Here is a 17,840-nt window from a genome sequence, read left to right on the forward strand (position 1 = left end):
ATCATGTCTGGCCCGCGATGAGCTCACATCCGGCGCAGCACAGAGTGACCCTCGAGAACCACGGTCGGTGGAGATGGCTCACGGTGTACGTTCGCGAGGGGCGCCCCGCCGGCGCCCCTGCTCACCGCGAGAGGACCGAAGCCGAGATGGAATCTGCCGCCGACGCACGCACACGGCTTCGCACACGTCAGCAGGAACTGAAAGCTGAACTGGAGCAAGTGCAGCGGCACTTGGATCAGTTGGAGACGACAGTGGTCGCCTCGCAGTGGCGGCATGCTCCCAGCGGCCCCACAGGGAGAGGCACCGTCTATCACACGGGGCTGGACAAACGTTGCCGCCCGACGAGCGGGCCGGAGACTATCACCCTGTACGAAGCCCTGCTGACGGAACTGATCCCCTGCCCCAGGTGCAAGCCGCAGTCGCACTAGTCCCCTTGATTCCCCCTCAGCCGGCTACGCCGCGGAACCGGATCGTGATCACCCTCGTATAATTTGTCGTATACGTACCTGATTGTCTGAGAGGGGTCCGACGCGGACGACCCGGGGGAGCCAACCGAGGTTGTCACGCGGAGCTCGTCGACGGAGACCGCCTTCCAGACCTCCCCGAGATCGCAGGCCCCGCCGCGGCCGCTCGTCGACCGGCACACGATCCTGCGTCCCGGCGAACTCCCCGCCACGACACGGCCCAGCTACAGCGAGCGCGACTTCTACGTCTCCGAAGCCACCGCACGGCGCATGGACGAACAGTCCGCGCCGAAGAACGCTGACAGCAACTACCGTTCCCAGCGCGGCATGTTCGAACGATGGTGCGCCGCCATGGCCCGCGTCACGAAGCCCTGCACGACCGCCACGTACGTCGAGTACATCGCCTCCCAAGGGCACGGCCCTGGTCCGGGGACTCTCGCCATTTCCGTAGAAGGCCCCGTCTGGTGCAATTCCGAGGCCACTGTCGTCAGGATCAACCGGTGTCCAGTTGGACAGTTATTGATTCCATGTGTCGTGACCTGACCGGGTGTGCAAAAGTGAAGTGTGATGGGCGAGTTGACCAGCTGACGGCGGGGGAGTACCGGGCGTGCGGGGGCGAGGAGAGCGTGCGGCAGGGCGGGAAGGTGGAGCGTCCGCGCCGCAGCTGACACGGACGCATCGGATACTCATCGGCGTGGTCGTCGCCGGTGCGGTGGTCATCGCCGGCATCGGTTTCGCGGGTTCGTACGCGGCCGTTCGCTCACTCGCGCTCCAGAAGGGGTTCGGGAACTTCAGTTATGTGTTCCCGATTGGCATCGACGCGGGTATCTGCGTACTGCTCGCCCTGGACCTGCTGCTGACCTGGATCCGGATACCGTTCCCGCTGCTGCGCCAGACGGCGTGGCTGCTGACCGCCGCGACGATCGCGTTCAACGGCGCGGCCGCGTGGCCGGACCCGCTCGGCGTCGGCATGCACGCCGTCATCCCGATCCTGTTCGTCGTCTCGGTCGAGGCGGCGCGGCACGCGGTGGGCCGGATCGCCGACATCACGGCCGACAAGCACATGGAGGGCGTGCGCCTCACGCGCTGGCTGCTCTCCCCACTGCCCACGTTCCTGCTGTGGCGCCGCATGAAGCTGTGGGAGCTGCGCAGCTACGAGGCCGTCATCAAGCTGGAGCAGGAGCGGCTCGTCTACCAGGCGCGGCTGCGGTCCCGCTTCGGCCGCGCCTGGCGCCGCAAGGCTCCCGTCGAGTCCCTGATGCCGCTGCGCCTGGCGCGCTACGGGGTGCCGCTCGCGGAGATGGCTCCGGCCGGGCTCGTCGCCGCGGGCGTCGAGCCGCAGTTGCTGCCGCGCCGTCCGCAGGCGCCACAACTGGATCAGCAGGTCGTGCGGGTGGAGCCTGCTGCTGGGGTGCTCGCGCAGACGGCGCCGAGCCACGGGTTCGCTGCGCCTCGCCAGACGCAGCATCCGGGCGACCACGACGCCGAGGTGGAGCCGCCCATGGTCGCGTTGGAACAGGAGCACCAGAGCTGGCACGAGGAGCATCCCGAGCGAATGCCGGTGCCGCACCCGCAGGAGCAAGAGCATCAGGCCCCGGTGCCTGATGCATCGGGTGGTGAGCCTGACAAGGAGTGGGCGTCCTTCTATCGGTCCGCTGCAGAGCAGTTCGCAACGGACCAGGGATACGAGCCGGATGCTGATGAGCTGTCCTTGTACCTGCTGGAGCAGTACGACGTCGCCGACCAGTACGGCCGCCCGCTCGCTCCCGAATACCTCGCCCCGTACGTGATGGCCGCCAACCGGGAGGCGGAGGCCGCTCGTGGAGTGGCAGTGGGGGACCAGGCTCCGGTGAATGCCAGCCGGGCCGAGGATGCGGGGCGGGTCGCAGTCCAGATGCGTATCAGCGAGCTGGAGCGGTCGCAGAGTCAGGAAGCGCCTGCGGCCGAGCCGACGGGCGAAGCACCTGCCGCCGGCACCGGGACGCTCGCCGAGCCCGAGCCGAGCGGAGCAGCGCCGACTGAAGCGAAGCCGTCGGGGATCGACCTGGTGGAATTCCACTACCGGCAGTTGCCGCCGGAGTCCCAGGGGAAGTCCGCGAAGGCGCTCGCTCCCGAGCTTGCCGCACTGTCCGGCTACGCAGAGGGCACGGTGCGCAAGTACATCGGCGAGATGCGGCGGCGCGGTTCGAGCGAGGAAACCGGCTGACGTTCCACCCGGTGGAATCCGGCAGTTGCTGCAGCAGAGCATGCGCGTCGGCGGGGTGGAATGCGCAAAGGACAGCTCTTCCAGCATTGCTGTGTGGCACACATCCGCTGCCCTACTCGCTCCGCTCGGAGCGGCTGGAGTTGCCTAACGGCTGCCCGACTTCGCGTTGGTGGACGTCCGCTTCCTAGAGGGGTGGAACGCTGTGACCTGCAATTTTCCACCGTGGGTCACTGTTTGGGGTATACCCCGCTCCCGTTCCGACGCCGCTCACTGCGACCGTTGGAGGTGCGGCGAGTGGGCCTGGCCGTGAACGTCCTCCGGGTCGTTCCACGCGGGGTGCGGCCGGGTGGAATTCGTGGACGGCATGTCCGCGGCCGGGACGACCGGGGTGGAATTTTCCACGCTGACGCGGCGCCGCTGCGACGGCTCGGGCCGGTGAACCGTACTGCCGATTGCGTTGCGTGACGGTGTGTCGGCTACGGCAGAGCACCCGCGGCTGGCCCGCAGGGCGTTCCGGACTGCTCAGGGCCCGGAGCTCGCAGGGGCCGGTGGTCGTCCAGCAGGCCCAGCCAACCTGAGAGGGTGGCCGGGCCGGTGTGGATCTGTAGGGTCCGCGACTTGATGAGCACTGGTTCCTGCAGAAACGCTGGAATCCGCGCTCGGTGAGCACTCGTCGGGTCGACCAGGCGTGAGCAATCGGCGCCGTTGGCGATCCACGGTCGGTCACAGTCGGTAGGGGCAGCCCGGAACCCGCGAGTTCTGTCCGGGGCGGCGCGGGGTGCCGTGTTCAGGAGGAGGGAGGCCGCTCGCCGTGCCATGAGCGCCAGAGCGCGGCGTAGGCGCCGTCGGCTGTTACGAGATCGTCGTGGGTGCCGAGTTCGGTGAGTCGACCGTCTTCCATCACGGCCACTCTGTCGGCGTCATGGGCCGTCTGTAGGCGGTGTGCGATGGCGATGACGGTCCGGCCTTTGAGGACGGCGGCCAGCGCCCGTTCCGTGTGCCGGGCGGTTCTTGGGTCCAGGAGTGCAGTTGCCTCGTCGAGGATCAGCGTGTGTGGGTCGGCCAGCACCACGCGTGCCAAGGCGAGTTGCTGTGCCTGGGCGCCGTCCGGCCGGTGTCCCCCGTGGCTCAGATCGGTGTCCAGCCCGTCCGGTAGTTCGTTGGCCCATTCGGCGCCGACGGCAGCGAGTGCCGTGCGCAGTTGGGCGTCGGTGGCGCGAGCGGAGGCGATCTGCAGGTTGTCCCGGACCGTTCCTAGGAACACGTGGTGTTCCTGGGTGACGAGGACGACGTGTTGGCGCAGTTGGTCGGGGTCCAGGTCGGCGACCGGTATCTGCCCTACCGTCACTGAGCCGGTGTGGGGTCTGTCCATGCCTGCCAGCAGCCTGCCCAGGGTGGTCTTGCCCGCGCCGGACGGGCCGACGATCACTAGTCGCTCGCCGGGCTGGACCGTGAGGTCGACGCCGTGCAGGACGTCGCTCCCGTCGTCGTAGGCGTAGCGCACATCGGCCACTTCGATCCGGTCGTTGGTCGGTGTGAGGGGAGCGGCCGGTGGTACTTGCGTGGCCAGGCCGGGGCCCTCGACCCTGGCGAAGGAGGCGCTGCTGCTTTGCAGTTGCTCGATCTGCTGGAGGATGGTGTCCAGGGGCTGGGAGAGCTGCCGCAGGTACAGGGCCGAGGCGACCACCGCGCCGAGGCTCATCGTGCCGTGGGCGTACAGCACGCCGCCGATCAGCAGGACAACGGCCACGGGAATGACGTACGAGATGTCCACGGCCGGGAAGAGCACACTGCGCAGGAACAGCGTGCGGTTCCGGGTGGTCCGGCACTTTTCGATTTGCTCCTGGCATGCCGTCATGCGGTGCTGCTGCAGTCCGAAGGCTTCGACGGTGCGGGCGCCGGCGGCGGTGGCCGCGAGCTGCTCCGCGAGAGCGGTGTTGGCGGCTCCCTCGGCAAGGTACGCGGTGAGCGCCCGGCGCAGGTACCAGCGGGCGGCGAACCAGATGCCGAGCAGGCCCAGCACTCCGCACGCGCCGAGCAGCGGGTCGAGTGCGAAGACCGCTCCGAGGATGAACAACGCCTGGACTCCGGCGATGAGGACCTGGGGACCGGCGTCCCGGAGGGTGGCGCCGACCGCGGCGACATCGGCCGTGCCACGGGTCATCAGGTCGCCCGTTCCTGCGCGTTCGACCATCGCGGCGGGCAGCGCGAGCGCCCGGTCGGCGAACTGTTCGCGGATACGCGCCAGGGTCCGCTCGCCGAAGCGGTGTCCGATGTAGCCGGCATAACGGGCCAGGACGAGCTGCGCCAGCGCGAACACGAAGATGATGAGCGCGAGACGGTCCACCGAGGCCACCGGGGCCCCGGCCCTGACTTCGTCGATGATGCGGCCGAGCAGCCAGGGGCCGACGAGTCCGGCACCGGCGGCCAGCGCGTTGAGGCCGATCATGGCGGCGAAAGCACGGCCGTCCTGACGGACCAGCCGGAGTGCCGCCCGGCGTATCCGGGACGGTTCGGCGACGGGCAGGGCCCGGGCCGTGGGTGCCGTGGGTGGGGAACTGGCAGTCATTGCACGGCCTCCCGGCACGTCGGAGCGGTTCCTTCGTCCGCGCGGTCGCGGTCTTCGTCGTGGACGCCGTCTGCTTCGGACGCGCCGCGGGAGACCAGGCGCCGGTAGCTGGGCTGCCGGGCCAGGAGTTCATGATGGCTGCCCGAGTCCGCGACGGAGCCGTCGACCAGGTAGTGCACGGTGTCTGCCTGAACCAGGAGGAGCGGTGATGTGCTGGTGACCACCGTGGTGCGGCCGGACCGTGCGGCGTACAGCCGGGTCGCGATGGCCGCCTCGGTGTGCGCGTCGACTGCTGAGGTGGGCTCGACCGCCAGGAGTACCTCGGGATCGACCAGCAGGGCCCGGGCCAGGCGGATGCGCTGCCGCTGACCGCCGGAGAGGTTGCGGCCCTGCGCGTCGACGGGCGAGTCGAGGCCGTCCGGCAGGGCGCGGACGATGTCCTGCGCCATGGCCGCGGAGAGGCCCCGGCCGATGGTCTCCTCGTCCCGGTCCCACGGACCGCAGATCACCTCGCGCAGCGGGCCGGCGAACAGATCGGCCTCGTTGTCCGCGACGAGGATGCGTCGGCGGACCTGTGTCAGGTCAATCTCTGCGAGGCGTATCTCGCCCCAGGTCACGGCCGATTCGACGAAACGGCCGAGACGGTCGACCACCGTCGCCGACTCCGCGGGCCGGGCGCTGACCAATGCGGTCAGCCTGCCGGGCGTCGCCTCGACGCCGGATGCAGGATCACGCAGCGCGGCCGGAAGCCCGGGCCCGTCCGAAGCCGCGTCCCCGCCGAGGGAATCGGGCTCCATGGCCAGAAAACGTACGACTCTGCGGGCGGCGACGAGTCCGCGGCTGAGGTCGTAGCCGCCCTCGATGAAGAACGAGACCGGCACCACCAGCACCGCTGCGTACCCGTAGACCGCGACCAACTCGCCGACGCTGATGGTCCCTTGCGCCGCCATCCGGGCCGCCAGCCAGGTCACGGCCCCGAGGAACAGGGTGGGCAGGCCGACGCTCAGGGCCTGGATCCAGCTGGTCACCGCGCCGACGCGGTACCCCTTCGCCTGCAGCGTCCGCGAACCGCGCCGGTAGCGCTCGGCGTACACCTCCTTGCCGCCGATGCCGTTGAGGACGCGCAGTCCTCCGACGATGTCCGTGAAACGGGCGGCGAGCCCGCCCTGCTGTTCCCGGTACGTCGCCTCGACGCCCTGCAGCCGCCCCAGCAGCGGGCCGACCAGCACCGCGAGCAGCGGCACACCGAGAAGCACCACCACGGCGAGCAACGGCGAAGCGGTCAACAGCAGTGCGGCCACGACGACATAGGCGAGGACCGCGCCGACACCGGGGCCGGTAATGGTCAGCGTGCTCGCGATCACCGCGACGTCGCCGAACCCGATCGTGACGACTTCCCCGGCCGTGACCCGGCGCGGCAGCGCCCCGCCCAGCCTGGTCGCCTGCCTGACCACCACCTGCACAGAACGGAAGGCCGCATCCATCCGCACCTTGGTCATGGTGCGGTGTCGCATGATGGCCAGCCACGCGTTCAGCACCCCCACACCCAACAACGCCGCGACCCAGCCGACGAGCACGGACCACTGCCCCCGCTCCAGCCCGTCGTCGATGGCACGTGACAGCAGGTACGGCGGCAGAGCCAGACAGACCATCCAAGTGCTGCCCAGCAGCGCACCGGCGGCGATCCGGCGGCGCTGACTGGTGATCAGCCACCACAGGTACCGCGCGGCACTGCGACTGTCCGGGGTCCCCGGATCCAATTTCGAATCTCTCATCTGCCGTACGTTAGTGATCGCTGGTCGATTCGTTCGGGAGACCAGCGACCGCGCTGAGTGCCCTGGGAAGGCTCGAAAGAGATCGACAGTTGGCTTCACTCTCCGGAGCCATTGCGCACAGGAACTGGATTTGCGCATTTACTGCGCATCGAGCGCCCACAGTGCTCACCGGATCGCGGACCCTACAGTGGTTCGAGGGTTAGCGGCGGACTGCGTCCAGGCGGCGGATGGTCTCCTCGGTCTGGCGTTCCATGGGCAGGTCGGCATCGAGGAGGTACTGGTTCAGCTGCTGGATCGCTGCTTCCAGTTCGTCGTGTGCGCCGAGTTGGGCCAGGGCCTCGAAGCGGTGGCGCCACAGGGCCTCGCGCTCGCGTGCGGTGTCCAGGCCGCGGCCCGACGCCCACAGTGCGCCCCGAGGGTCGCGGGCGGCCAGGCAGCGGGCGGCGAGGTCGTCGGCCACGTCGACCACTGCCGAGATCATGTCCTGGGTCAGGGCCTCGGCCCAGACGTAGCGGCGCGGCGGAATGCCGGTGAAGGGCCGGCCCTGTACGAGCTCGAGCGCGCGCCGCAGCATGGCGCGCCCTTCATCGCCGCCGGCGCGAGCGGCCTGGGTGGTCAGGTCCTGGAACTGGTGCCAGTCGCAGGCGACGCCGACCAGGCGGTGCTTGCGGTCGGGCTGTTCGTTGAGCTTTGGGTAGTACTCGTCACCGAGCCAGCGCCGTACCTCGCGGACACGTCCGTTCCTGGTGTTGTTCTCCACGCGCCCTCCGCCGGGCGCGATGACCTCGTCGAGCTCGTGGCGGGTGGCACCGTCGGTGCGCAGGGCGAGCCAGGAGACCAGTTCCGTGGCGACGGTGCGCCGGTTGGATTCGATGTGCCCGCGGGCGCCGGTGACGTCGATGGGGCCGAGCACTCGGACCAGGGGCCCGTCGGCCGCGTCCTCGCCTGCCGGCCGCTGTGGGCTGTCGGCCGCACTGGTGGGCACCGGCTCCTGGGGCACCGGGGCCGGCGGGCTGACGGGCTCGGGCAGCCGGGCGTTGACCCGAGAGGTCGCGGTTGTGGCAGGCAGCACGATCCGGCTGGGGGAGGTGGCGTCCGTCCGCGGGATGGCGGGGCCAGCCTCTTCTGCAGAAGGTTGGGCCTCCGTGGCCGCGTCGTCCTCGTGGTGCACTGTGGCCGGTGCGGGCGCGCCCTCGAGGTGATGGGCTGGGGAGTCGTCGTCGAGGTCGGCCAGGCGGGCGAACAGGCTGTCCGACTCCCGCGCGGCGGGTACCGACTCGGCGGCAGCCGGAGCTGCAGCGGCGGCGGGCGCCTCGGTGTCCTTCGCCAGCGGGACGGAGGTCGCAGGCGGTTCGTCGGGGGCGAGGTCGGTCTCCGAGTTCGACGTCAGCGCGCTCTCGACGACGTCGGCGTATTCCTCGTCCGAGAAGGCGACCAGGCGGCAGTGCAGCCCGGTACCGGGCACGGGATGGACTTCGTCGTCGGTGTCCAGGACCCACACCGCGTCGGCCTCGGCGGGCATGTGCCCGCTGGTGATGATGACGGTCGCGGTACGCGGTTCCTGCTGCAGGACCTCGGCGAGCTCTTCGGCGGCCTCGGGGTCGGGGCAGCTGTCGAGGTCGGCAAGGACGACCATCGGCCACAGCTCGTCCACCGTGTCCGCGGCCCGCGCGGCTCCCAGGTCCGTACTGTTGCTGCCGGACAGTGCCGTGTGCTGGCGGCCGTGGTGGGTGCGGACGACGTCGGCCGCGTCGGCGAGCGTCGTGTACGGGGTCACGCGCGAGTCGATGAGGGACAGGCCCGGGGCGCTGTCCTCGCCCGCGACAGCGATCTCCAGGTCCGAGCTGAGCGGGGACACCGCGAGCGATGTACCCAGGGCGCGCAGCACCTGAAGCCGTGTGGCGCCGGTGAGGTGCACGGCCCCGAAGCGTTCCAGGTCGACCAGTAGCAGCGCCTCGCGGGTGTCGTCGCCGAGCGCGACCAGTGCCGGATAAGGGGCGTCCATCCGGCCGAGGAGTTCGGCGTCTGCGAGGTCCCCGGTGTCGGTGGCGCACCACCAAAGCTGCGGGCTGTCGTCGACGGCGGTGAACGGTGGCAGGGGAGCGGGGAGTTCGTCGGCATCATCGGTGTCGGCGAGGTGGAGCAGCACGCCCTCGGTGCCCAGCTGGACGGCGGCGAGAGCGGGCAGCGGACGCCCCGCCTCGGCGCAGTGGTGGGCGAGCGTGCGCAGGGCCGCATCCAGGAAGTCGACCTCCTCGATGGCATCGACGCAGCGCAGGGCACGCTCGGTCGCGGCGGCACGTCCCTGCGCCATCGAGATCCGGCGCCCGGCCCGCCGGCGACGCTGCTGCACCGTCCGCCTGCGCCGCAGCATCAAGAGCACTCCGGCGGCGACGAACGCGGACGCGCCCAACGCCATCGTCGTGACGGTCAGGCCGGACTCCTCGTCCGGCGAGGCGTCTTGGGCGCTGCTGTGGCGATCGTCAGCCGACGGCGCAGCCCCAGCAGGTGCCGAGGTGCCGGGTGCGGAGGGCTCCTCGGTGCCGGCCCCGGAGGGCTCCGCGGTCGGCGCGGCCTGGGAGGGCACACCGACGCCCGGGTCCTCACTCGGTGCCTTCGTGGCCGAGGAGTTGGACTCCTGCTCCTGCGCGGAACTGCTCGCGGACGGGGCGGGAGTTGCTTCCTGTTCTGGGGTGCCCGCCTCGCCGTCGCTGGCCCGGGGGGACTCGGAGGGCGATGCCGCCGCCTCGCCGTCCTCGCCCTGGTGGCCCTTCTCCTGGCCGTCGGAGCCCTGCTTGCCGGGCTGCTGGGAGGGCCGCGCCTGGTCGGGGATAGCCAGGTGATCCCCAGGATGGATCAGGTTCGGGTTCTTGATGACGTCCGGGTTCGCCTCGACGATCTCCGGGTAGAGCGTGGGATCGCCCTGCTGCTCCTCGGAGATGTCCCACAGCGTGTCCCCGGGCCGCACCATGTAATGGCTTTCCGAACGCTGCTCCGAGGCGTCCTCGCTCGCCGTGCGCGAGGAGCTCGCCAGCTGAGCTTGCAGGCCGGAACTCGCGCCCGATGCGGAGGCGGCCGCGGGGCTGGCGTCGGCGGGCAGTGTGAGCGTGGTGCCCGCCGACAGCGAGGAGCTGGGCCCGGTGATGTGCAACTCGGGGTTGAGGCGGGCGATGTCACGCCAGCGCAACCCGTCGCCGAGACGCTGCTCAGCCACGTCGTACGCCACCACACCCTCGCCTGCGACGTGATGCTCCTTGGTGGCAGCGGCCGTTGTCGCCGCGGTCGCCGTGCGCTCGGTGTGGTCCACGGAGGCCGGGGCGGGGGAGGCGTGGTCGAGGGTGGCGGTCGCTGCGACGACGGGGGTGGCGGCGGTTGCCGCGGCCGCGGGAGAAGCGAGCAGCAGCCCGCCCAGCAGAAAGACGGCCAGGCGCTGGCTGGTGGCCATGCCCGGAAGCCGGGGTGTGGCCCGGTGCGCGAGGGCCGCGACCAGTTCGACCAGGAGAGGAACGAGCAGCCACAGCCACGCGATCCACGCGGCGAGGGTGAGCGTGGTGAACAGCAGGCTCCCGTCATCCGGAGCCATCAACGCCTCACGCGCCTCGCTCAGGGACGGCACGCTCTGCGGCAGGGTGCCAACCTTGAGGAGGAGCGCGGGTACGCCGGCGGCGAGTACGGCGAGTGCGGCCAGGCGTGCGATCAGGCGCAGCAGGGCGAGGGGCCAGCGGACGATGCGGTGGGCCATGAGCGGGTCAGCCTCCGGGCTGGTGGAGCAGGGTGGCCTTGGCTTCGCCGGACACTGGCAGGGTGTCGATGCCCAACAGCGAGGCGAACAGCGGGTCGTAGGAGTCGTTGACGGTCACCGTGATGGTCTTGCCATCGCCGGAGACCACTACGTCACCGTCCAGGCCCTCGGCGTCGAGGTAGTCCTGGGCCGCGCCGGCGGCGGCGTCGGGATCGACGACGATCGCCTCGCCGGTGATGGCCTGACCGGGATCGATCTGCTGGCCGGCCGCGCGGGCGGCCTCCTGAGCGGCGTAGGTGGCGCGGGAGTTGCCGTTGAGGACGCCGGTGCCGTCCACGACCAGGCCGAGCATCACGAAGATGGCGATCGCCATGATCGGCATGAACAGTTCCACGCCGCCGGTATCGCGGCGCTCGCGCAGCGTACTGACGGCACGACGGACATGGGCACGCAGTCGGGGGAGGGGCTTGGTCACCGGGCCCTCCACTGATCAACAACGCTGGTCATGGTGCTCTTCAGCGTCTTGGTGCCGGGCAGTGCGGGCAGCGCCACGTCATCTAGCGGCACGGTGCACGACACGGTGGCGGTGACCGTGGCGGCCTGCCCGACGGGCGCGTCGATCCCGTCGGACTCCACGGCGACCGCGATGTCGGAGCAGGTCAGCCCGGAGCGGCGCAGCGACTCGGCGGCGGCTTGGCGGGCCTCGCCCTGCGCGGTGTCGGGGCTGTCGGCCAGCGAGGCGGTGCGTGCAGCATCCCGCGCGGCTGCGTCCGCGGCACCCTGCGCGATCTGGATCCGGCCCGCAGCGATCACCAGGGCGAGCAGGGCGATGAACACCGGAGTGAAGATTGCCGCACCCAGCGCGGCACTGCCCCGGTCCGCGGCCGCACCCGAGAAGGCAGCACGCCAGCCCAGGACCGTGCGGGCCACAAGATGTTCTGTCCGCCGGCAGCGGCCGAGCGGCAGGGCGCGGGAGGCGTGAACCCACGCGTGTTTCACCGGAATTCCTCCACGGGGGCTTGGGCACGCTGGCGCACGGTGAACTCCAGGCCGGGCACCAGGGAGGAGACGGTGCCGGTGACGGTCACCGCGATCTGGTTGCCGCCGGAGTCGACCGCCACCTTGGAGCCCTCGACCGAGTTGCCGGTGCGGGCCAGGAAGTCGCGGGCGGCGGCGGCCCCGTCGTCCGGGCTCGCGTCGTAGGAGCGGCCTGCGTCCACGCCGACCTGAGCTGCGCGCGCTGCCACCGAGCGGGCATGGAAGTACAGGGCGCCCTCGATGACGGTGAACACGAGGATCAGCACGACGGGGAAGATCACCGCGAACTCGACGACGCTGTCGCCGTGGTCGTTGAGACGCTCCCGAAGCCGGGACCATCTCGACTCCGGGACCGGGTGTCGCTTGCCGGCGGCTCTGGTCACAGGCCTGCGATCTCCAAGGCCTTGGCGCGGGCGGTGCTGTCGATGGCGAGGTAGAGGATCGTGGCGATGCCGCCGCCGGCCGCGGTGATGTAGGCCCACTCGGTGACCGAGTAGCCGGCATCGGAGAGGCGGCCGCGCACGTGGCCGTAGCGGCGGCGCAGCACAGCGGTGATACGGGTGAGACGACGAGACATCACAACCTCCGGGAGGTGAGGACAAGCGGACGCGCCGGATGCGGTGTCCGCGGCGAAAGGGGTCAGAACGGGGAGGGCAGGACGGTCTGGAAAAGGATCGTGAGGACGGTGGCGATGGTGATGATCGCCGTCCAGAGGATGAGCAGCTCACGTGTGGATCCCATACGAACTCCCCTGCAGGGACGGCGACTAGACGGACAAGATCTTGATGAGGGCGGGTAGAGCGATCAGGGTGACGACGCTCAGCGCGACGACGATCGCGATCAGGTGCAGCCGGTCGGTGTCCCGGGGGTTGCGCGCCGCCGCGGGCTGGTTCAGTGCGACCACGCGGGCGAAGCCGAGCGTGACGGCCAGGGCCCACAGGCCGTACAGAGCGAGCGACATCCGTATCTCCTTCGGGCCAGGTCACAGGTTGAGGATCTTGATGAAGGCGGGCAGGGCGCAGAAGACGACCAGGGACAAGCCGACGGTCAACGCCGGCAGGTCCATCTGCTCGGTGGCCTGGTTGGCGCGGGTTTCGCGGTCGCCTTGGACGGCGGCGTTGAGTAGGTCGACCTGGTTTTCCAGGGTGCGGGTGACGGCGGCCTTCTCCTCGCCGGCGAGTGCCATGGCGCGGGCGGGCCGGGCCAGGTCCTCCACGCCGATCGCCTGGCCGAGTTGGGCCAGCGCGCTCCAGTAGGGCGTGCCGGTCAGCCGGGCGTGCTCGAGGGACTCGCGGATCTGCAAAGCGGGGGTGGTGTCGCCGACCGAGGCGGCGCGCAGCAGCGATTCGCCGGCCGACGCGTTCGCCGAGCGAATCAGGATGAGCCGTTCCAGCAGGGAGACGATCGTGTACCGGTACTCCTCGCGCAGCTTCTTGCCGTCGTCGCGCACATCGTCCAGGCACTTGAACGCGAAGAACCCACCCACCGCGAGCGCGAGCAGCACCGGCACCGGCAGCGGCGGGCGCTTGCCGGCAACCGTGAGCAGCAGCATGAACAGCTGAGGCAGCACCATCCCCAGCACTGCCATCCGCGCGCACCGGCCCAGGAGTTTGGCCGGGGACATCTCCAGCAGCCTGAGGTCGGTGGCCGGCAGCCGGGAGGCGACCGTGGGCGTGGCGACGAGCCGGTCGCCCATCTTGTCGGTGAGCGCCTCGAAGCGGCCCGCGCTCGCATCGACCTGGGTGGGCGGGGCGGGGGAGCGGGTGGTCTTCAGCAGTGCGTCCACGGAGGGCCGGGCGGGCATCAGCGCCCGCACCGTCATCCCGGCGCCGAGGACGGCCACCGCGCCGCCCACCATCGCGGGCACAGACATGATCACGACTGCTCCACCCCCACACGCTCGGCCGCCGTGCGCAGCAGCCGCGGTTCGGGTTTGTTCCGGGCGGTCTTGCGCATCCACACCAGCGACCCGGTGACCATCAACCCCACCACCATCAGGCCGAGTTGGCCCGGCGCGGTGCGGTACCAATCGGTGTAGGAGACGCTGGTCAGCCCGAGCGCGATGACCGCGAGGGTCAGCACGGTGACGTTGCGGGCCTTACGCCGGGTCCGCGCCCGGTCAGAGTCGAGCTTGCGCAGGGCCTTGGCCTTGTCGGACTTGTTGAACGCCATCTCCTTGATCACGTTCGCCAGCCCGCGGCCGCGGGCCTGGGTGTGCATCTGGAACACCATGGCGATCTCGTCGCCGGTATTGGAGGCCAGATCGTCGGCGAAGTACCGGTAGGCCTGCGCGGGCGGCACCCCGTCCGCGAGCCGCTGCGCGAGCCGGGTCACCGGCACACGCAGCAGATCCGGCACCGTGGACAGGGAACCGGGGATCGCCACCTCCAGCGGCTTTCCGGCAGCGATCACGCTGGACAGCTGCTGCAGCCAGTCGGAGAACGCCTCCAGCTGCTCCAGCTCGGTACGCGCCGAACCGCCAGGGAACAGCAGGAACGGCAGACCAGCCACACCGGCGAACGCGACCAGACCGTGCACAGGACGTCCGGCGATCGCCCATACCAGTACCCCGGCGACGACCGCGGCACTGAACAGGAAGCGGTAGTTGGCCTGCCACACCGGCGGGAGCTCGTCCAGCAGCCCCGGTCCGCCACGTCGTTTGACCGGGCCGCGCTCCGGCTCGGTGCGGCGGCGCAGGGCCGTCACGGCCCGGGCGAGGCAGGCCACGAACACGACGACACCGAGCGCGGCCACCAAGGCCCGCTGCGACTGGTTCATCACGATGCCCGCCTCTCGGCCTCGCCGGACTGCTCGACCGGATCCCAGGTGCCGTGCGGGTACTGGGCCAGCAGCAGCGGGTTGAACCCGGCCTCGGCGATCTGCTCGGCCCGCTCCGGGCTCATCTGGAACGCGGTCGGCACCGCCCGCCCGTCCCCGGGCCTCGGCGCGAACAGCTGGGTCATGGACGGGGTGCCGTCCTCGTTGAGCCCGTCGACCTCCCACACGTGGGAGACGATCTTCTCGCCGGGCTTTGCGCCCTTCTTCACGAACACCATCAGATGCACTGCGCCCTCGATGAGGCGGTACGAGGTCTCCGCACTGAGATCGGCCATCGACAGGCGCAGCACGAGGCGGGTGATGACGTCTTTGGGGTAGTCGGCGTGCAGCGTGCACATCGAGCCGGGCTGGCTGGCCGACATCGCCTCCAGCATCGCCATGGACTCCTTGCCGCGGACCTCACCGACCATGATCCGGTCGGCGTTGTAGCGCAGTGCGATCTCGATCAGGTCGGAGAGGGTGATGGCGCCGGCGCCGTCCTCGCCGTTGGACTGTCGCGTCTCGAACGCCAAGGTGTGGCAGGGCGTTTCGGCGTCATCGAGGAACAGTTCCAGCGAGGACTCCAGCGTGATCAGCCGCTCCGAGGCCGGGATCTCACGGCCCATCGCGCGCATCAGCGTGGTCTTCCCCGCGGTCATCCCGCCGCAGATGACGATGTTCATGTGGGCCCGCACCGCCGCCGACAGGAACGAGGCGAGCAGCTGGTCGACCGTCTTCTCCTGCAGCAGGTTGCCCAGCGTCCACGCGCGGCCGCCATGCTTGCGGATCGACACCGACACATTCCGGGTCAGGACATTCGCTGCCACACGTGAATCGTCCGGCAGCCGGAACTCGACGTAGGGCGACGCATACGACAGCTGCCGCTCGCCGTGCCCGGACTGGGCGGCCATGGTGTTGATCCAGGCGATCGTCTGCTCACGGCTGGCGAACGGAGAGGCCATCTTCTGGCGCTGCTGGCCGGCGACGTCGACATACATGACGTCGCCGTCGATGTCGATGTTCTGCACACCGGGCTGGTCCAAGAGACGCTGGAGCGCACCGGCGCGGAAGGTCAGGTTGAGGACCTCCTCGTGCAGGATGCTGCGTTGTTCCTGGCTGAGCGGCGGATTCTTCTGCGTGAACTCGGCATGCCAGGCGGCGATCTGGCGGCGGGCGAACAGCTCCGCCAGCTCCCGCTCCTCCTCCGCCTCCAGCGTCTGGGCCTGCTGCCGCTCCCGTACGGCTCGTAGATCCTCGGCGACCCGCACCCGCAGTTTCTGGATCTCCTCCGGCTGCACCGGCAGCGTGCCGGGCAGCGATGCGGTCCGCGCGAAGTCGGTCACGCCCATCGCCCCGGCGCCCGCCGAGGAGCTGGTGGTCACCGGCGCGACGGGCACCATGGGGGCAGGCGCCGGCGCGACCGGGCGCGCGGTGGGGGCCGGGTGGGCTTGTGCCGTCCTGGGATCCGGTGTTGCAGGCGCGACGTGCTCCGGGGGGTGGGTGCTGCGCTGGGAGAGCAGACGACCCAGCTGTGTCCGGGCCGCGTCCTTGTCCGGGCCCGTCGGAGTGTTCGTCACGATGCCTCCCTACGACGCCGCATCCCCAGCTGCCGTACCTGGTGCAGCACCGCTGGGCTCACGCCCTGCTGGGCCCGCATCTCCATGTGCAGCCGACGCTGCTGGGCATACGCGCGCAGCGGACCCAGCACATCGCGCGCGCTGCGCAGCAGCGCTGAGCGGGCCAGATTCCGCGGCGGCGCGCCGCCGGCCGACAGATACGCGGCCGCGCGCTCATCCCAGGCCAGCGAGCCGAGGATCGGGGCCTCGAACTTGGCCTCCACCTCGTGCGGCGCGAACTCCCGCCGCGAGCCGGACGACAGTGTGAGCAGGCCCAACGCCCGTGCGCCGGTGCCGTGCTGGCCGAGCTCGTCCTGCAGCGCCTCGATCGCCGTCGAGGCCAGGAACACCGACGCGGGATCGGCGAGCTTCACGACCAGCAGGACGATGTCGGCCTGGTGCAGGACCGGGGACGGGGTCAGCAGCCGGTGCAGCCGCCCGTTCTCCCAGGCCAGCCGCCCGCCGTCCACGATCACGTCCCAGTGGTGCTCGTGGTCGGTCATCTGCAGCACGTCGATCAGGCTCGGCCACAACTCCTGCAGCGAGGAAGCCTGCCGCGGATCAGTCAGGCCCGGCAGCACGAGCCGCATCCCGGTGTCGTCCAGCGGCCACAGATGCTGATCCACCTGCGGCGCCAGATCCTGCACCCCGGCCGCCGCGCTGCTCCAGTACGCCTCGGCCAGCTTGTGCAGGCCGATATTGCCGTCCAGGGCCTGTCCGCCCAGGTGGATGCCGCGCAGCAGCCGGTGCCGTAGCTTGCTGCCCGCCATGTCGAACTCGGCCAGCAGCACCGACTGGCGGCTGGAGAGCGCCAGCGCGGTCGCCGACGTACTCACACCGTCGGAGGCCGCCGACACCAATGCGATCAGAGCCATGCCGTCACTGCTTTCCGTCGCGCGGCTGCCGCACCAGGGCGATCCGCTTGGCCGCGGCCTTCTCCGCCAGCTGCGGCCCTTCCGTGGTCGGCACCGCGAGATTCACCACCAGCGATCCGGTCGCGTCCGTACGGCCCACCGACTTCACCGTCGCTTCGATGCTCTCCGGCTCTGGCTCCGCGCCGTTCTTCGCGGCTCCCGTGCCGGTCGTGGACTGGGCGCCCTGCTCGGGCAGCACCACGGCCAGCACCTTGTCGCCGGGGCGCAGTTCGTCCCTCGGCGCGGTGCCCTTCTTCACCTCGACGCCGACCACCTGCAGGTCATCGCCGAGGCCGCCGCCGGACTGCACGGAGGAGGCGGTCAGCAGGGAGCCCTGGCGCAGGTCGACCGCGGCCCGCTGTCCAACGATCCGGCTCCGGTCGGCGGCCGGCACCGGAGAGAGCGCGGGATCCTCAGCAACCGACGCGGTCGTCACGTCCGAGGCCTTCACGACCTGCCCGGCCTGCACATCGTGCGCCACGGCCAGGACCTCGACCCGGTCACCGGCGCGGTTCACCTGAGAGATCGCCACCAGGGCACCGACCAGAGCGGCCAGCGTCCAGACCAAGGCCTGGATCAGCTTGCGCGGGGCCCTGGACGACTTCTTGGCGCCCGCGGAGATCGGCAGGTCAGCCTGACGTGGCGGAGCGATCGGCGGCGGCGCAGGCGTCGTGGTGTCCATGGCGTACGAAATCCCCT

At 70.5% G+C, this 17,840-nt stretch carries 14 protein-coding genes; 1 reads left to right on the forward strand and 13 read right to left on the reverse strand.

Translation table 11 applies throughout. From position 1 onward, the window contains the following. Positions 1 to 1,128 precede the first annotated feature (1,128 nt). The gene (locus OG574_RS47555; RefSeq protein WP_326778317.1) at positions 1,129 to 2,670 is read left to right on the forward strand and encodes a DUF2637 domain-containing protein; all 1,542 of its coding nucleotides are present in this window, start codon (positions 1,129 to 1,131) and stop codon (positions 2,668 to 2,670) included. Between the two features lie 787 nt (positions 2,671 to 3,457). On the opposite strand, the gene OG574_RS47560 is transcribed toward OG574_RS47555, so the two are convergent. The 13 genes from OG574_RS47560 to OG574_RS47620 all read right to left on the reverse strand — a co-directional run bounded on the left by OG574_RS47560 (position 3,458) and on the right by OG574_RS47620 (position 17,823). Continuing rightward, the gene (locus tag OG574_RS47560) at positions 3,458 to 5,239 is read right to left on the reverse strand and encodes an ABC transporter ATP-binding protein (protein WP_326771306.1); all 1,782 of its coding nucleotides are present in this window, start codon (positions 5,237 to 5,239) and stop codon (positions 3,458 to 3,460) included. Then, positions 5,236 to 7,014, reverse strand: a complete 1,779-nt coding sequence (locus tag OG574_RS47565; RefSeq protein ID WP_326771305.1) for an ABC transporter ATP-binding protein — start codon at positions 7,012 to 7,014, stop codon at positions 5,236 to 5,238. The genes OG574_RS47560 and OG574_RS47565 overlap by 4 nt, the downstream gene beginning before the upstream one ends. 199 nt (positions 7,015 to 7,213) lie before the next feature. Then, positions 7,214 to 10,756: a LysM peptidoglycan-binding domain-containing protein gene (locus tag OG574_RS47570; protein ID WP_326771304.1), complete on the reverse strand. Its 3,543-nt coding sequence runs from the start codon at positions 10,754 to 10,756 to the stop codon at positions 7,214 to 7,216. 7 nt (positions 10,757 to 10,763) lie between these two features. After that, entirely contained in the window at positions 10,764 to 11,231 is a 468-nt protein-coding gene (locus tag OG574_RS47575; protein ID WP_326771303.1) for a pilus assembly protein TadG-related protein, read from the reverse strand. Beyond that, complete coding sequence (locus OG574_RS47580) at positions 11,228 to 11,755, reverse strand: TadE/TadG family type IV pilus assembly protein (RefSeq protein ID WP_326771302.1); 528 nt, start codon at positions 11,753 to 11,755, stop codon at positions 11,228 to 11,230. The genes OG574_RS47575 and OG574_RS47580 overlap by 4 nt, the downstream gene beginning before the upstream one ends. Next, a complete protein-coding gene (locus OG574_RS47585) occupies positions 11,752 to 12,177 on the reverse strand; it encodes a TadE/TadG family type IV pilus assembly protein (protein ID WP_326771301.1) in 426 nt (141 codons plus the stop codon). Before OG574_RS47585 ends, OG574_RS47580 begins: the two co-directional genes overlap by 4 nt. Then, a complete protein-coding gene (locus tag OG574_RS47590) occupies positions 12,174 to 12,371 on the reverse strand; it encodes a hypothetical protein (RefSeq protein ID WP_326771300.1) in 198 nt (65 codons plus the stop codon). The genes OG574_RS47585 and OG574_RS47590 overlap by 4 nt, the downstream gene beginning before the upstream one ends. Before the next feature lie 189 nt (positions 12,372 to 12,560). Continuing rightward, positions 12,561 to 12,755 carry a hypothetical protein gene (locus OG574_RS47595; RefSeq protein WP_326771299.1) on the reverse strand — a complete coding sequence of 65 codons (195 nt, stop codon included), beginning with the start codon at positions 12,753 to 12,755 and terminating at the stop codon, positions 12,561 to 12,563. A gap of 21 nt (positions 12,756 to 12,776) precedes the next feature. Continuing rightward, positions 12,777 to 13,667, reverse strand: coding sequence for a hypothetical protein (locus OG574_RS47600; RefSeq protein WP_326771298.1), 891 nt, complete (start codon positions 13,665 to 13,667; stop codon positions 12,777 to 12,779). A 2-nt stretch (positions 13,668 to 13,669) separates the two neighbouring features. Next, positions 13,670 to 14,572 carry a type II secretion system F family protein gene (locus OG574_RS47605; protein ID WP_326771297.1) on the reverse strand — a complete coding sequence of 301 codons (903 nt, stop codon included), beginning with the start codon at positions 14,570 to 14,572 and terminating at the stop codon, positions 13,670 to 13,672. Further along, positions 14,572 to 16,188 (reverse strand): CpaF family protein, encoded by a 1,617-nt coding sequence (locus OG574_RS47610; protein ID WP_326771296.1) that lies wholly within the window; start codon positions 16,186 to 16,188, stop codon positions 14,572 to 14,574. The genes OG574_RS47605 and OG574_RS47610 overlap by 1 nt, the downstream gene beginning before the upstream one ends. Next, a complete protein-coding gene (locus OG574_RS47615) occupies positions 16,185 to 17,102 on the reverse strand; it encodes a hypothetical protein (protein WP_326771295.1) in 918 nt (305 codons plus the stop codon). The genes OG574_RS47610 and OG574_RS47615 overlap by 4 nt, the downstream gene beginning before the upstream one ends. 4 nt (positions 17,103 to 17,106) lie before the next feature. Further along, positions 17,107 to 17,823, reverse strand: a complete 717-nt coding sequence (locus OG574_RS47620) for an SAF domain-containing protein (RefSeq protein WP_326771294.1) — start codon at positions 17,821 to 17,823, stop codon at positions 17,107 to 17,109. Positions 17,824 to 17,840: the final 17 nt, after the last annotated feature.

Origin of the sequence: Streptomyces sp. NBC_01445, from assembly GCF_035918235.1 — a bacterium.
Classification (GTDB): Bacteria; Actinomycetota; Actinomycetes; order Streptomycetales; family Streptomycetaceae; genus Streptomyces.

Excerpts from the sequence above, each read along its gene's own strand:
- OG574_RS47560 (WP_326771306.1), bottom strand. The coding sequence starts at position 5,239 with ATGACTGCCAGTTCCCCACCCACGGCACCCACGGCCCGGGCCCTGCCC.
- OG574_RS47565 (WP_326771305.1), bottom strand. The coding sequence starts at position 7,014 with ATGAGAGATTCGAAATTGGATCCGGGGACCCCGGACAGTCGCAGTGCC.
- OG574_RS47570 (WP_326771304.1), bottom strand. The coding sequence starts at position 10,756 with ATGGCCCACCGCATCGTCCGCTGGCCCCTCGCCCTGCTGCGCCTGATC.
- OG574_RS47590 (WP_326771300.1), bottom strand. The coding sequence starts at position 12,371 with ATGTCTCGTCGTCTCACCCGTATCACCGCTGTGCTGCGCCGCCGCTAC.
- OG574_RS47595 (WP_326771299.1), bottom strand. The coding sequence starts at position 12,755 with ATGTCGCTCGCTCTGTACGGCCTGTGGGCCCTGGCCGTCACGCTCGGC.
- OG574_RS47600 (WP_326771298.1), bottom strand. The coding sequence starts at position 13,667 with ATGTCTGTGCCCGCGATGGTGGGCGGCGCGGTGGCCGTCCTCGGCGCC.
- OG574_RS47605 (WP_326771297.1), bottom strand. The coding sequence starts at position 14,572 with ATGAACCAGTCGCAGCGGGCCTTGGTGGCCGCGCTCGGTGTCGTCGTG.
- OG574_RS47615 (WP_326771295.1), bottom strand. The coding sequence starts at position 17,102 with ATGGCTCTGATCGCATTGGTGTCGGCGGCCTCCGACGGTGTGAGTACG.
- OG574_RS47620 (WP_326771294.1), bottom strand. The coding sequence starts at position 17,823 with ATGGACACCACGACGCCTGCGCCGCCGCCGATCGCTCCGCCACGTCAG.